At 39.2% G+C, this 14,271-nt stretch carries 25 protein-coding genes; 23 read left to right on the forward strand and 2 right to left on the reverse strand.

The features are described 5' to 3' along the window. Position 1: 1 nt before the first annotated feature. The 23 genes from rpsC (at position 2) to rplQ (ending at position 12,201) form a co-directional block, all read left to right on the forward strand. The gene (gene rpsC / locus AC1D0K_RS20920) at positions 2-916 is read left to right on the forward strand and encodes a 30S ribosomal protein S3 (protein WP_295717651.1); all 915 of its coding nucleotides are present in this window, start codon (positions 2-4) and stop codon (positions 914-916) included. A gap of 49 nt (positions 917-965) precedes the next feature. Next, positions 966-1,388, forward strand: coding sequence for a 50S ribosomal protein L16 (rplP, locus tag AC1D0K_RS20925; protein WP_295717649.1), 423 nt, complete (start codon positions 966-968; stop codon positions 1,386-1,388). Between the two features lie 133 nt (positions 1,389-1,521). Continuing rightward, positions 1,522-1,731, forward strand: a complete 210-nt coding sequence (gene rpmC, locus AC1D0K_RS20930; protein ID WP_295717647.1) for a 50S ribosomal protein L29 — start codon at positions 1,522-1,524, stop codon at positions 1,729-1,731. Positions 1,732-1,751: 20 nt separating this feature from the next. Next, a complete protein-coding gene (gene rpsQ, locus AC1D0K_RS20935; protein ID WP_008506277.1) occupies positions 1,752-2,006 on the forward strand; it encodes a 30S ribosomal protein S17 in 255 nt (84 codons plus the stop codon). A gap of 1 nt (position 2,007) precedes the next feature. Beyond that, positions 2,008-2,376, forward strand: a complete 369-nt coding sequence (rplN, locus tag AC1D0K_RS20940) for a 50S ribosomal protein L14 (protein ID WP_073405786.1) — start codon at positions 2,008-2,010, stop codon at positions 2,374-2,376. Positions 2,377-2,378: 2 nt separating this feature from the next. Continuing rightward, positions 2,379-2,723 carry a 50S ribosomal protein L24 gene (rplX, locus tag AC1D0K_RS20945; protein ID WP_295717638.1) on the forward strand — a complete coding sequence of 115 codons (345 nt, stop codon included), beginning with the start codon at positions 2,379-2,381 and terminating at the stop codon, positions 2,721-2,723. Continuing rightward, positions 2,723-3,286 carry a 50S ribosomal protein L5 gene (gene rplE, locus AC1D0K_RS20950; protein WP_090643407.1) on the forward strand — a complete coding sequence of 188 codons (564 nt, stop codon included), beginning with the start codon at positions 2,723-2,725 and terminating at the stop codon, positions 3,284-3,286. The genes rplX and rplE overlap by 1 nt, the downstream gene beginning before the upstream one ends. After that, positions 3,279-3,548: a 30S ribosomal protein S14 gene (rpsN, locus tag AC1D0K_RS20955; RefSeq protein WP_295717634.1), complete on the forward strand. Its 270-nt coding sequence runs from the start codon at positions 3,279-3,281 to the stop codon at positions 3,546-3,548. Before rplE ends, rpsN begins: the two co-directional genes overlap by 8 nt. Before the next feature lie 148 nt (positions 3,549-3,696). Then, entirely contained in the window at positions 3,697-4,095 is a 399-nt protein-coding gene (gene rpsH / locus AC1D0K_RS20960) for a 30S ribosomal protein S8 (RefSeq protein WP_477391526.1), read from the forward strand. Positions 4,096-4,111: 16 nt separating this feature from the next. Further along, positions 4,112-4,669: a 50S ribosomal protein L6 gene (gene rplF, locus AC1D0K_RS20965; protein ID WP_295717630.1), complete on the forward strand. Its 558-nt coding sequence runs from the start codon at positions 4,112-4,114 to the stop codon at positions 4,667-4,669. A gap of 5 nt (positions 4,670-4,674) precedes the next feature. Next, positions 4,675-5,028 carry a 50S ribosomal protein L18 gene (gene rplR, locus AC1D0K_RS20970; protein ID WP_295717628.1) on the forward strand — a complete coding sequence of 118 codons (354 nt, stop codon included), beginning with the start codon at positions 4,675-4,677 and terminating at the stop codon, positions 5,026-5,028. Between the two features lie 12 nt (positions 5,029-5,040). After that, complete coding sequence (gene rpsE, locus AC1D0K_RS20975) at positions 5,041-5,559, forward strand: 30S ribosomal protein S5 (protein WP_295717627.1); 519 nt, start codon at positions 5,041-5,043, stop codon at positions 5,557-5,559. A gap of 6 nt (positions 5,560-5,565) precedes the next feature. After that, entirely contained in the window at positions 5,566-5,745 is a 180-nt protein-coding gene (gene rpmD / locus AC1D0K_RS20980; protein WP_477391525.1) for a 50S ribosomal protein L30, read from the forward strand. 4 nt (positions 5,746-5,749) lie between these two features. Further along, a complete protein-coding gene (gene rplO, locus AC1D0K_RS20985) occupies positions 5,750-6,196 on the forward strand; it encodes a 50S ribosomal protein L15 (protein ID WP_295717624.1) in 447 nt (148 codons plus the stop codon). A 7-nt stretch (positions 6,197-6,203) separates the two neighbouring features. Further along, the gene (secY, locus tag AC1D0K_RS20990) at positions 6,204-7,544 is read left to right on the forward strand and encodes a preprotein translocase subunit SecY (protein WP_477442195.1); all 1,341 of its coding nucleotides are present in this window, start codon (positions 6,204-6,206) and stop codon (positions 7,542-7,544) included. Positions 7,545-7,552: 8 nt separating this feature from the next. Next, entirely contained in the window at positions 7,553-8,344 is a 792-nt protein-coding gene (map, locus tag AC1D0K_RS20995; protein WP_295717619.1) for a type I methionyl aminopeptidase, read from the forward strand. A gap of 63 nt (positions 8,345-8,407) precedes the next feature. Next, positions 8,408-8,626, forward strand: a complete 219-nt coding sequence (gene infA, locus AC1D0K_RS21000) for a translation initiation factor IF-1 (protein ID WP_090643449.1) — start codon at positions 8,408-8,410, stop codon at positions 8,624-8,626. Between the two features lie 8 nt (positions 8,627-8,634). Further along, positions 8,635-8,751, forward strand: a complete 117-nt coding sequence (rpmJ, locus tag AC1D0K_RS21005; RefSeq protein ID WP_074487407.1) for a 50S ribosomal protein L36 — start codon at positions 8,635-8,637, stop codon at positions 8,749-8,751. Positions 8,752-8,842: 91 nt separating this feature from the next. Next, on the forward strand, positions 8,843-9,220 hold the full coding sequence (rpsM, locus tag AC1D0K_RS21010) for a 30S ribosomal protein S13 (RefSeq protein ID WP_295717612.1): 378 nt from the start codon (positions 8,843-8,845) through the stop codon (positions 9,218-9,220). Positions 9,221-9,350: 130 nt separating this feature from the next. Then, a complete protein-coding gene (rpsK, locus tag AC1D0K_RS21015) occupies positions 9,351-9,740 on the forward strand; it encodes a 30S ribosomal protein S11 (protein WP_259097382.1) in 390 nt (129 codons plus the stop codon). 65 nt (positions 9,741-9,805) lie between these two features. Beyond that, positions 9,806-10,414 (forward strand): 30S ribosomal protein S4, encoded by a 609-nt coding sequence (rpsD, locus tag AC1D0K_RS21020; RefSeq protein ID WP_295717606.1) that lies wholly within the window; start codon positions 9,806-9,808, stop codon positions 10,412-10,414. Positions 10,415-10,509: 95 nt separating this feature from the next. Beyond that, a complete protein-coding gene (locus AC1D0K_RS21025; RefSeq protein ID WP_295717604.1) occupies positions 10,510-11,502 on the forward strand; it encodes a DNA-directed RNA polymerase subunit alpha in 993 nt (330 codons plus the stop codon). Positions 11,503-11,655: 153 nt separating this feature from the next. Beyond that, on the forward strand, positions 11,656-12,201 hold the full coding sequence (gene rplQ, locus AC1D0K_RS21030) for a 50S ribosomal protein L17 (RefSeq protein WP_295717603.1): 546 nt from the start codon (positions 11,656-11,658) through the stop codon (positions 12,199-12,201). A 193-nt stretch (positions 12,202-12,394) separates the two neighbouring features. Here rplQ and AC1D0K_RS21035 read toward each other — a convergent pair whose 3' ends face one another. Further along, positions 12,395-12,916 (reverse strand): GNAT family N-acetyltransferase, encoded by a 522-nt coding sequence (locus tag AC1D0K_RS21035; protein WP_477399204.1) that lies wholly within the window; start codon positions 12,914-12,916, stop codon positions 12,395-12,397. A 169-nt stretch (positions 12,917-13,085) separates the two neighbouring features. Continuing rightward, positions 13,086-14,210 (reverse strand): GTP pyrophosphokinase, encoded by a 1,125-nt coding sequence (locus AC1D0K_RS21040; RefSeq protein WP_477463094.1) that lies wholly within the window; start codon positions 14,208-14,210, stop codon positions 13,086-13,088. Between the last annotated feature and the right edge of the window lie 61 nt (positions 14,211-14,271).

Here is a 14,271-nt window from a genome sequence, read left to right on the forward strand (position 1 = left end):
AATGGGACAGAAAGCACATCCAATAGGTAACAGGTTAGGAATCATCAGAGGATGGGATTCTAATTGGTTCGGTGGCAATCACTATGCCGACAAATTAGTTGAAGACGAAAAGATCCGCAAATACCTTTCAGCTCGTATAGCTAAAGGTGGTGTATCAAAAGTAGTTATCGAACGCACTTTAAAACGTATCACTGTAACTATCCACACTGCCCGTCCGGGTATTGTGATTGGTAAAGGCGGTGCAGAGGTTGATAAGATCAAAGAAGAGTTGAAAAAACTTACCAAAAAGGAAGTTCAGATCAACATCTTTGAAATTAAACGCCCTGAACTTGATGCACAATTAGTTGCAGAAGGTATCGCAAAACAATTAGAAGCACGTATCTCTTTCCGTCGTGCCATGAAAACTACAATTGCTTCAACCATGAGAATGGGTGCTGAAGGAATCAAGATCATGACATCAGGCAGGTTAGGCGGTGCCGAGATGGCACGTAGCGAACAATATAAAGAAGGAAGAATTCCTTTGCACACTTTCCGTGCCGATATTGACTACGCATTAGCAGAAGCATTAACTACTTATGGTAAAATAGGTGTTAAAGTATGGATCTGTAAAGGCGAAGTTTATGGCAAACGCGACTTGTCTCCAAACATTGGTGGTACAAGCAGCAACAGCGGTAAAGGTGGCAGGCCAGATGGTGCTCCGGCATTCGGTGGACGTGGCAACGAGCGCGGTGGCGAACGTGGTGGCGAACGCAGAAATGACAGGAAACCAGGTGCTGGTGGCGACCGCAGAGGCGGCCCGGGTGCAGGTGGCAACAGTGGTCCTCGTGGTGGCGGTAGTAGCCGTCCGGGTGGTCCAGGTGGCAACCGTCCAGGTGGTCAAGGTGGTGGTAACCGTCCAGGCGGCCCAAAGAGATAATAATTACAAGTAGAAGAAAAATATCGTAACGATATAAAAGCTTAAGAAAATGCTACAGCCAAAAAGAACGAAGTTCAGAAAGATGCAAAAAGGCAGGATGAAAGGTTTAACCACTCGTGGTGCTGAACTTTCATTCGGATCTTTTGGTGTAAAATCACTCGAAGCGGCATGGATTACCAGCCGCCAGATCGAGGCTGCACGTATCGCTGTAACACGTTTTATGAAACGTGAAGGCCAGGTTTGGATCAGGATTTTTCCTGACAAGCCTGTAACCAAAAAACCAGCAGAGGTACGTATGGGTAAAGGTAAAGGTGCTCCAGAATATTGGGTAGCGGTAGTTCGCCCCGGAAGGATCATCTTTGAAGCCGAAGGAGTGCCTTTGGAAGTTGCTAAAGAGGCTTTACGCCTTGCAGCTGCCAAGCTTCCAGTACAAACAAGATTTATAGTACGTAGGGATTACGTAGAAGCATAAATAATTGTTCGGAGTAGTTGAAAGGTTGTAATGTTTAAAGGTTGAAAAACCATATTGATTTAGCAACCGCCCCAAAAGGGAACTTTTTAACATTTCAACTTTCCAACTTTACAACGAATAAAATAATAAGAAAATGAAAAACTCAGAAATTTTGGAGCTATCAACAGAAGAATTGAATGCAAAACTCGCAGAGGAAAGGTCAACCCTAACCAAATTGAAATTTGCTCACGCAGTTTCTGCTATTGAGAATCCATCCCGTATAACAAAGGTACGCAAGGGAATTGCTCAGTTAAATACTGAATTAACACAGCGCAAAGCGGCGTCGGCTTCTGAAAAGAATTAATTTTTTAAGCATTCAGAAAAATGGAAAGAAATTTAAGAAAAACACGTACCGGCCTGGTGGTTAGCAATAAGATGGAGAAATCTATTGTTGTGGCTGTTGAGCGTAAAGTAAAACACCCTATCTACGGTAAGTTCGTTAAAAAAACCACAAAATTTATGGCTCATGATGAGACTAATACTTGTGGCATAGGCGATACCGTACTGATTATGGAAACCCGCCCGCTGAGCAAAAGCAAAAACTGGAGATTAGTTCAAATTTTAGAAAGGGCTAAATAAGATGGTACAACAGGAATCAAGATTAAACGTAGCCGATAACAGTGGCGCTAAAGAAGTTTTAGTGATCCGTGTGTTAGGTGGTACCGGCAAAAGGTACGCATCTATAGGCGATAAGATAGTAGTAACCGTAAAAAGCGCTTTACCTTCAGGTAACGTTAAAAAAGGTACTGTATCAAAAGCCGTAGTAGTACGCACCAAAAAAGAGATCCGCAGAAAAGATGGTTCATACATCCGTTTCGACGATAACGCAGCTGTTTTGTTAAATAACCAGGACGAGCCAAGAGGTACTCGTATCTTTGGCCCGGTTGCAAGAGAACTGCGTGAGAAACAATTTATGAAAATTGTATCATTAGCACCGGAGGTATTGTAATCATGGAAAAGAAAAAACACGCACAGCCAACTAAACTAAAGATCCGTAAAGGTGATTTAGTGAAAGTTATAGCCGGTGATTCAAAGGGAACACAAGGCAAAATTGTTGAAGTATTAGTTGAAAAAGGTAGAGCTATTGTTGAAGGTGCCAATATGGTATCAAAACATACTAAACCTAATGCTGCTAATCCTAACGGCGGAATTGTTAAACAAGAAGCTGCAATACATATTTCAAACCTAATGCTGGTTGATCCTAAAACAGGTAATACAACCCGTGTTGGCCGTAAGAAAAACGAAGCCGGCAAATTAGTAAGGGTAGCAAAAAAATCAGGGGAGGAAATTAAGTAATGACTTACGTACCAAGATTAAAAACAAAATACAAGGACGAAATTCGTACTGCACTGAAAGATAAATTTCAGTACAAAAGCGTAATGCAGGTTCCTAAACTGGAAAAAATTGCCATTAACCAGGGTGTTGGCGGTGCTACTACCGATAAAAAACTTATCGAGAACACAATCACCGAATTAACAACTATCACTGGCCAGCAGGCAGTATCTTCAAAATCTAAGAAAGATATCTCAAACTTTAAATTGCGTAAAAATATGCCGGTTGGCGTACGTGTTACCTTGCGTGACAACACAATGTATGAGTTTTTGGATCGCTTAATTGCTGTTGCCCTTCCACGTATCCGTGATTTTAAAGGCATCAACGATAAAGGTTTTGACGGAAGAGGTAACTATACTTTAGGTATAACAGAGCAAATTATATTCCCTGAGATAAATATTGACAAAATCAATAAAATCCAAGGTATGGATATTACCTTTGTAACCTCCGCAACAAACGATGTTGAAGCATTGGAGTTGTTGAAACAATTTGGATTACCATTTAAAAATCAAAATAGCAATGGCTAAAGAAGGTGTAAAAGCTCGTGAAGTAAAGCGCGCTAAATTGGTTGCAAAATACGCAGAGAAAAGAGCAGCCCTTAAAGAAGCCGGCGATTTCGTTGGTTTAGATAAATTGCCTAAAGCGTCGTCTCCGGTAAAATTACACAACCGTTGTAAATTGACTGGTCGCCCTCGTGGTTATATGCGTCAGTTTGGTATTTCACGCGTAACATTCCGTGAAATGGCATTGGCAGGTAAAATACCGGGAGTAAAGAAAGCTAGCTGGTAAAAAAGAGCAAAAAGCTCAAGGCATAAAGCATAAAGCTAAACAGGCTTTAAGCTTTGTGCTTTTAGCATTGAGCTAAAAAAGAGAATTTAACCGATGGCAGGTCGTCCCGGATGTTACGGGAAGGAAACCACCATCATAACACAATAAAATGAATACAGATCCAATCGCAGATTATCTTACACGAGTAAGGAATGCTATTAAAGCCAACCATAGGGTTGTTGAAATTCCTGCATCAAATCTTAAAAAGGAAATCACTAAGGTGCTTTTCGATAAAGGTTACATTGCCAATTACAAGTTTGAAGAAGTTGGTCCTCAGGGCAGCATTAAAGTTGCTTTAAAGTACCACCCGATAACTAAAATTTCTGCTATCCGTAGCATTACGCGCATCAGTAAACCAGGTTTGAGAAAATACGCAGGCATGGATAACTTGCCAAGAGTATTAAATGGTTTAGGTATTGCCATCTTGTCGACTTCAAAAGGCGTAATGTCTGATAAAGAAGCCCGTCAGCAAAATGTAGGTGGCGAAGTTTTATGCTACGTTTATTAATAGGAGAAATTAAGCAATGTCAAGAGTAGGAAAAGCACCGATAGCAATGCCACAGGGAGTAACTGTTACCGTATCAGCAGATAATGTTGTTACTGTAAAAGGCCCTAAAGGTGAATTGCAGCAAGCGGTTGATAGCGATATCACCATTGCACAGGAAGACGGTCAGTTACTGGTTACACGCCCGTCTGATCAAAAACGTCACAAAGCATTACATGGTTTATACCGTGCGCTTTTAAATAACATGGTAGTAGGTGTAACAGAAGGTTACAAAATACAACAGGAATTAGTGGGTGTGGGTTACCGTGCTACTAATACAGGTAATACATTGGATTTAGTGTTGGGTTACTCTCACCACTATGTATTTGAATTACCACAAGAAATTAAAGTTACAACCACTGCTGATAAGGGTAAAAACCCAACTATCATACTTGAATCAATTGACAAACAGTTAATTGGACAAGTAGCTGCAAAAATACGCTCGTTACGTACTCCAGAGCCTTACAAGGGTAAAGGTATTAAGTTTGTAGGCGAGATATTGAGAAGAAAAGCAGGTAAATCAGCATCTAAAAAATAATCGTCATGGGAGCTAAATTATCAAGAAGAGACAGGATTAAAAAAGGTATCAGAAAACGCCTTTCAGGATCAACAGAGCGTCCTCGCCTGTCAGTATTTAGGAGCAATAAAGGTATTTACGCGCAGATCATTGACGATTTAACCGGTAAAACTATCGTATCAGCATCATCTTTATCAAAAGACTTTGTTGCAGCAGAAGGCACAAAATCTGATCAATCAGTAGCCGTAGGCAAACTGGTAGCTCAGAAAGCTATCGCAGCAGGTATTAAAGATGTGGTTTTCGACAGGAACGGTTATTTGTACCATGGTCGTGTTAAGTCACTGGCCGAAGGTGCACGTGAAGGTGGTTTAAACTTTTAATCGAAAAGAGAAATGTCAACAATCAACATAAAAAGAGTAAAAACAAGCGAAATCGAATTAAAAGACCGCTTGGTAAGCATACAACGTGTTGCCAAAGTAACCAAAGGTGGTCGTACTTTTAGCTTCAGTGCCATTGTGGTAGTGGGTGATGAGAACGGTGTTGTAGGTTACGGTTTAGGTAAAGCAAAAGAGGTTACTGAAGCAATTGCTAAAGGTATTGATGATGCAAAAAAGAACCTGGTAAAAGTGCCAATTATTAACGGTACTGTACCTCATGAGCAAATAGGTAAATTTAGCGGTGGTTTTGTTTTTATTAAACCAGCAGCTAATGGTACCGGTGTTATTGCGGGTGGTGCAATGCGTGCAGTGTTAGAGTCTGCAGGTATCCACAACGTATTGGCAAAATCAAAAGGTTCATCAAATCCGCACAACGTGGTTAAAGCAACTGTATCTGCATTATCACAATTACGTGATGCACATACTGTAGCTCAGCAACGTGGCGTTAGTTTAGGTAAAGTATTTAACGGATAATCAGTCATGGCCAAAATCAAAATAACTCAGATTAAAAGCGTGATCGATAGAAGTGAGCGCCAAAAAAGGACGATCGAAGCATTAGGCTTGCGTAAAATTAACCACAGTGTGGAAGTTGAGGCAACTCCTGCTATAGTAGGTATGGTTAGAAAAGTTAATCACCTGGTAGCGGTAGAAAATATTTAATATCATGAATTTAAGTAATTTAAAACCTGCAGAAGGTTCTACTAAAAATAGAAAAAGAATTGGCCGTGGTACAGGTTCTGGCCGTGGTGGAACGTCAACCCGTGGCCATAAAGGCGCCGGGTCACGTTCAGGTACAAGCACAAAGGTTGGTTTTGAAGGCGGTCAGATGCCTTTACAGCGTCGTGTGCCTAAGGTTGGTTTTAAAAACCCTAACCGTGTAGAGTATACAGGCGTTAACCTTGATGTACTTCAAGAATTAGTTGAAAAATATACACTTACAAAAGTTGATTTCGCTACTTTGAAAGAACACGGTTTAGCATCTCGTAATGACCTGGTTAAGATCCTTGGTCGTGGCGAGTTAAAAGCCAAATTAGAAGTTGAGGCACATGCATTTACTGCTACAGCTCAAAAAGCTATTGAAGCAGCTGGTGGTACCATAGTTAAGCTATAATTTTAGGATGAAGAAATTTTTCACCACATTATCCAATATCTGGAAAATCGAAGATCTGAGAGTGCGTATTATAAACACACTCTTATTTCTTTTAATATATCGCGTCGGTTCATTTGTGGTTCTGCCAGGGGTTAATCCCGCATCAGTATCAAGCCAAAAAGCAGAAGGATTAGTAGGATTGCTGAATATGTTTGCGGGAGGTTCGTTTTCACGTTCCTCAATTTTTGCATTGGGTGTAATGCCTTATATCTCGGCTTCAATTGTGGTGCAATTATTAGGTATCGCTGTTCCTTACTTCACCAAATTGCAAAAAGAAGGCGAAAGCGGTCGTAATAAACTTAACCAGTGGACGCGGTACCTAACTATAGGTATCACGTTTTTACAGGCTATAGGTTACCTTAAATCGCAGGTTGCTCCTGATGCTATGCTGATAAGCAATCCAATGTTTACTATACTTAATACGTTTGTTTTAACCGCGGGTACATTATTTGTAATGTGGCTGGGAGAGAAAATTACGGATAAAGGTATTGGTAATGGTATATCACTGATCATCATGGTTGGTATTATTGCCCAATTGCCAGGCGCTTTCTTAACAGAGTTTACATCACGTACCACAGGTACTGGTGGTTTGATAACTTTCATTGTTGAAATTGTAGCCTTGATTGGTGTGGTAATGTTCACTATCATGATAGTACAGGGTACCCGTAAAATTGCGGTGCAGTATGCTAAACGAATAGTAGGTAACAAACAATACGGCGGCGTACGTCAGTACATTCCTTTAAAGGTAAACGCGGCAGGTGTAATGCCTATCATATTTGCCCAGGCTTTAATGTTTATACCACAAACGGTACAACAATTTTTGCCAAGCATTTCATCAAACGGTATTTTAATTGCGTTATCAAATTATAACTCATGGCAGCACAATTTGCTGTTTGGCGTACTGATAATCCTGTTCACTTATTTCTATACAGCAATTACGGTTAATCCTAACCAAATGGCTGATGATATGAAAAAGAATGGCGGTTTTATCCCAGGCGTTAAACCAGGTAAAACAACTGCAGATTATATAGATGGTGTAATTTCAAAAATTACTTTACCAGGATCTATTTTCCTGGCTATTATAGCAATCATTCCTGCAATTGCCAGTTTGGTTGGTGTGTCTCCAATTTTCGCAAGATTCTTTGGTGGTACGTCGCTGATCATCCTGGTGGGTGTTGTGTTGGATACATTGCAACAAATAGAAAGTCACCTGTTGATGCGCCATTATGATGGTTTAATGAAAACCGGACGAATTAAAGGACGTACAGCAATGCCTGCTGCTGCCGGAACAAGTCCGACAGCGATCTAACATATAAGATGTCAAAAATCAATTATAAGTCTGTCGAGGAGATAGAACTCATAAGGGAAAGTTCGTTACTCGTATCTAAGACCCTTGGGGAAATAGCTAAGGTTATCGGACCCGGTGTGAGAACTATCGAGCTTGACAAGCTGGCTGAGACTTTTATACGCGATAATGGCGGTATACCTGCTTTTTTAAACTATCACGGCTTCCCATTTTCACTATGCATCTCCCTGAACGATCAGGTGGTGCATGGTTTTCCGGGCAAGCATGTTTTAACCGACGGTGATCTTGTTTCTGTTGACTGCGGTGTTATCTTAAACAAATACTTTGGCGATTCTGCATATACCTTTGCCATTGGCGAGGTATCAGAACAGACTAAGAAGCTTATGCGTGTTACGCAGGAGTGTTTAGACTTGGGCGTTGCAAAAGCTGTTGTAGGTATGCGCATAGGCGATATAGGCTATGCTGTACAGGAACATGCTGAGAAGAATGGCTTTGGTGTTGTTAAAGAGCTTGTAGGGCATGGGGTAGGGCTTCAGTTACATGAAAAGCCCGAAGTACCAAACTACGGCAAGCGTGGTGCAGGTACCAAACTGGAAGAAGGTATGGTGATTGCTATTGAACCAATGATTAATGCAGGCCGTGCCGGTGTTAAGTTTTGGGATGATGGCTGGACAGTATCAACTGCAGATAAAAAGGTATCGGCGCATTATGAGCATACAGTTGCTATTGGCAAAGGTAAACCAGACATTTTATCAACGTTTGAATATGTTGATAATGTTTTAAAAGAAAAGAATAATAATTAAATAATTTTTATTAATTTTGCATCCCGGTTTTAGGGCGGATAATTAAGTAATAATCAACAAAATATGGCTAAACAATCTTCGATTGAGCAAGACGGTACAATTAGGGAGGCATTGTCAAATGCAATGTTCAGGGTTGAACTTGAAAATGGTCACGAGATTATTGCACATATTTCCGGCAAGATGCGTATGCACTATATCAAGATTTTACCTGGCGACAGAGTGAAATTAGAAATGAGTCCGTACGATTTGAGTAAGGGTAGAATAACCTATAGATATAAATAATAAAAGAGATGAAAGTTAGAGCATCCATTAAGAAACGCAGCGCTGATTGCAAGATCATTCGCCGTAACGGGAAACTTTATGTTATTAACAAAAAGAATCCTAAGTACAAACAACGCCAGGGCTAAGAACAATTTTGAATTGGAGAAAGATTGAATTACTGATTTTAAGGAATTCGATAATTCAATGATTCGATAACTCAATAAATAAAAAAGAAATATGGCAAGGATATCAGGTATTGATTTACCAAAAAATAAAAGAGGAGAAATCGGACTTACTTACATTTTCGGTATAGGCCGCTCAACAGCTCAAAAGATTTTGACTGAAGCAGGTATTGATTTTAATACCAAGGTGCAAGACTGGAGCGATGATCAGTTAGCCGCAATTCGTGGAATCATTAACGATCAGATCAAGGTTGAAGGTTCACTTCGTTCAGAAGTTCAATTAAACATTAAGCGTTTAATGGATATAGGTTGCTACCGTGGTACACGTCACCGTAAAGGTTTACCATTACGTGGTCAGCGTACTAAGAACAACTCACGTACCCGTAAAGGAAAACGTAAAACAGTTGCCAACAAAAAGAAGGCTACTAAATAATAATTGATTAGTGGTTGAGAGGTGGTAATTTATTATTGCTTTAAGATCATTAGGAATAAGTTATAAAGAATGGTTACGGGTCCTGGTTATGGTATTAACCAAGTAATTCGTAAAATCAATAATCAAAAAAATGGCTAAAAGTAAAAAAGTTACCAAAAAGCGCATTGTAATTGTAGAGCCGGTTGGCGAAGCACACATCAATGCAACTTTTAACAACATCATTATCACCCTTACCAACAAAACCGGCCAGGCTATTTCATGGTCATCAGCTGGTAAAATGGGCTTTAAGGGTTCAAAAAAGAATACTCCTTACGCTGCAGGTCAAGCTGCCGGCGATTGCGGTAAAGTTGCCTATGATTTAGGTTTACGCAAGGTAGAAGTGTTTGTAAAAGGCCCTGGTGCCGGTCGTGAGTCAGCTATCCGTACTTTGCAAACTGCAGGTATTGAAGTTACCACGATAAAAGACATTACGCCGCTTCCACACAATGGTTGCCGTCCGTCTAAAAGAAGAAGAGTTTAATTAACAGATTTTAAAGCTAAGATTCTGCAGCGTAAGGTTGCATGATACTTTAAGAACACACAACAATGGCAAGATATACAGGACCAAAGTCCAAAATAGCACGTCGTTTCCGTGAGCCGATCTTCGGTCCGGATAAGGCGTTAGAACGTAAAAACTATCCACCCGGAATGCATGGTGCTTCCAAACGTCGTGGAAAGCAATCAGAATATTCAACCCAGTTAATGGAGAAACAAAAAGTTAAATACACTTACGGTGTATTAGAGCGTCAGTTCGAAAACTTGTTTCACCGTGCATCGGCTAAAGAAGGTATCACAGGCGAAAACCTGCTGAAATTTTTAGAGGCTCGTTTAGATAATGCTGTTTACCGTTTAGGTATATCACCTACACGTTCTGGAGCCCGTCAGCTGGTTAATCACAAACACATTAACGTTAATGGTGCTGTTGTAAACATTGCATCTTACGCGTTAAAAGCAGGTGATGTGATTTCTGTACGTGAAAAATCTAAATCACTTGAAGCTATTACTACATCAGTAGCCGGGAGAAGAATCAACAAATACAGCTGGTTAGAGTGGGATGCAAATGCCTTAACAGGTAAATTCCTTAACTATCCTAACCGCGATGAGATACCTGAAAACATTAAGGAAAATTTAATCGTTGAGTTGTACTCAAAATAATAACGATACTTATCCACGTGATGATTGGCATGTTATGTCAATCATTTTCGTGGTTTAAATCATTTCAATTAGCAAACAATAAATAAAGGATATAAATGGCAATTTTAGCATTTCAAAAACCAGACAAGGTTATCATGCAGAAATCGAATGATTTTGATGGAACGTTTGAATTTCGTCCGTTAGAACCAGGCTTCGGTATAACCATTGGTAATGCTCTACGTCGTATCTTACTTTCATCACTAGAAGGTTATGCAATAACTTCTGTTCGTTTTTCAGGAGTTACGCATGAGTTTTCAACCATCAAAGGTGTTGTTGAAGACGTAACCGAGATCATTTTGAACCTTAAGCAAGTTCGTTTCAAAAAAACAGGTGAATCTGGCGATAACGAGAAAGTATTTGTTATCATAAATGGTCAGGATGAATTTAAAGCTGGTGATATCACTAAATTCTCCAACAACTTTACTGTATTAAATCCTGATCTGATACTTTGCAATATGGATTCATCAGTAACGCTTGAAATTGAGCTTACTGTTGGTAAAGGCCGTGGTTATGTTCCAAGCGAGGAAAATAAAAACCCGGATGCAAATGTTGGTGTTATTGCTATCGATTCTATCTTTACGCCTATAAAAAACGTAAAATATACTATCGAGAACTATCGTGTTGAGCAAAAAACTGATTATGAAAAATTAGTTTTAGATATTGCTACCGATGGATCTATCCATCCTGAAGATGCATTAAAAGAAGCTGCTAAGATCCTTATCCAGCACTTTATGTTATTTAGCGATGAGAACATGATGCTTGAAGCTCAGGCCAAAGAAGAAACCAAAGAAGTTGATGAAGAGATATTACACATGCGTAAGATCCTTAAAACTGAATTGGTTGATCTTGACTTGTCTGTACGTGCATTGAATTGCCTTAAAGCTGCTGATATCCGCAGCCTTGCCGATTTAGTATCGTATGATGTTGCTGATATGTTGAAGTTCAGAAACTTTGGTAAAAAATCATTAACTGAAATTCAGGACCTGGTTAAATCAAAAGGTTTATCTTTTGGTATGAACCTGTCTAAATTTAAGTTAGACGAAGAATAATAAAAAAGAATCAAGAGTTAAGAATCAAGATATAAGAAAAGATCCTGATTCTTGACTCTTAATTCTTCAATCTAATAATAAAAATAGCGAAGGCATAATTCCGAAGGCTTGAGTTGATCGCCAGACGGTATGCACGTGAAATAATTAAAAACAATGAGACACGGAAACAAAAACAATCACTTAGGCCGTACTACCAGCCACCGCAAAGCGATGCTGGCCAACATGGCAACTTCGCTTATCTTACACAAGCGCATCACTACAACATTAGCTAAAGCGAAAGTTTTACGCGGTTATGTTGAGCCACTTTTAACAAAATCAAAAAGCGATACTACACACTCTCGTCGTATAGTATTTAGCTACCTGCAGGATAAAGATGCAGTTACTATCCTTTTCCGCGAAATTGCTGAGAAAATAGCAACCCGTCCAGGTGGTTACACTCGTATCATTAAGTTAGAAAACCGTTTAGGTGATAACGCTGAAATGGCAATGATTGAGTTAGTTGATTATAACACCGTTTACGGCGTTGATACTGCAGCTGCGGCTAAAAAATCAACTCGTCGTCGTGGTGCTTCTGCAAAAGCTAAAACTGCTGCACCTGTTGCTGCTGAAGAAGCTGTTGTTGCCGAAGAAGTTAAAGAAGCGCCAGTTGCTGAAACTGAAGCTCCTGCAACTCCGGAAGCAGAAGAAAAAGGAGAATAATTTCATCTACCTTTTAGATATTGAAAAACGCCCTGTTCATTTGAGCAGGGCGTTTTTTTGTGAAATACTTTTTGTCTGAACCGGGATTAACAGGATTTTTCGGATTAAGGGATTTTACCTGCCGCCATCGCGTCTCTCACAATCAAATCCAGGAATCAGCTGAATCTGATTAATCCCGGTGCTGATAAATTGATTACTTCTCCAACCTATAAGTAAGCAACCCTTCCACGTCTTCCACCTGTTCAAAACCACATTTATCTAACAAGCGGCACGAAGGCAGGTTATCTGCATAGGTATGCACAATAATGGCTTTTACAAATTGATGCGTGAATGCCCAGGCAATCATTGTTTGTAAAGCTTCTGTCGCGAAGCCTTTGTTGTGATGATTGCCATCAATCATATAGCCAATCTCTGCTTCGCCATTTTCATTTGGGTAGCCTGCAAAGCCCATGCCGCCTACCGAGGTATTTGCACTTTTATGCACCAGTTCCCAATCTGTATACCATAGATATTTTTCGGGGTGGGCGAGGGTGTTGGGTAGCCAGAAGTTGTCGAGGGCATCTATGATTTCGGCATAGTAAAAGGGTTCGACAAGCATGAATGACGGTATTAACCCAATAGAAATTTCCATGAGTGCGCGGTCTTGCCTCAGCAGCAAAAGTTGCTGGTGTGTTAGCGGCATCAGTTTTAACCGTTCCGATTCGATAAAAAACATTTGATTTGTTTAGAATTAAATAACAATAGTAAACCAGTTCTCTTTTTTAAAGTGAAAGGTAAGCTTTGTGTACAAAGCTTTTGTTATGCAATTCCAGGCGTAGTAATAAGCCTGTTTGGAGTGTTCGGTAACAGAGGCGTTTTGTTTGTTGGATTAAAGTTAATAAAATCTAACTGATCTCGATTTTATGTTTATGAATTTCTACTATGATTTCTTTATCAATGTCTTCTAAGGTTTGAGCAAAGCTTTTGTGGATTTTCACCCATTTCTTTTTCCAAGATTTTGCGAAATATTTTTTGTAGTCATTAGCAAGAAGAGCAATTCTTATTATAGAAGTTAGATTAACGCTTCTAATTTGAATCGTCTCGTTGATGAAATTCATTAATCTTTCATCTAATATCGCATCTAAGTCTTTTAGATTATTTATCCCGTAATCGATAACTTCTTCTATAATCCCTGTTTCTGGGTCACTAAATCTATCAACTACCTTTTTTGCATCAATTTGAGAATTGAATTTTTCTAATAATAACTCCCTAACTGTAGTTGTGCTAATTTCAATTGTTTCTAAGGTTTGGCTACTGGATGCGTTTTGCACATCTTCTTTGATTTTGTCAATTTCTATTGATAAAGAATTAAATTCCCTGTCAATTAATTCTAATGTTCCGGCTATTATTTTGAATCGACGTTTTATTTCAGGGGGCAATACACCCCGAAATTTATAATTCTTGTCATGCTCTATTTCGGCCCAGGCATGCTGTAGTATGGTTCTTACTTGAATCTCAAATCTTAAATTTTTAAACTTTTTATATTCTGGTAAATCGAGGCGATCCGCTTTTATTTTAGCTATATAATGTATGGATTTATATCCTACTTTATCTATCCCTAATTCATTTGATTTATCGCCACTGTTCAGATGGTCGATATCAAAAGCATCTTCTATTATCTTGCAGATAGGCTTTAAATCATCTTCTACATATGCAATTATACGTATTCCAGAAAAATCTGTAATTTGATTTACAGGATCGTCATATTTAGGATCATATATCTTGTTTTTGAAACTCTCTACTTCTTTGGTTCTATGGCTTATTGCGTGAATTGCAATTCTACTTTCTTCAATTAATTCCAAAACTATGCTAAATATTTTATCAGAAAGTTTTTCATAAATTGATTTGTTTAGAATATACCACTTTACAGAATCTTCATTACTCATTTTAGCCATGACGCTAATATAAGAAACTTTTTTCTGCCAACCTGTCACCACTGGGAATGACTTTTCTGACTCAATAATTGTCATCCTGACCATATGCCCTGCCAAATAGGTATTGGCACAAACGTTGTTAAATAGGTGTTGTAGT

The organism is Mucilaginibacter sp. P1_A3, assembly GCF_056406855.1.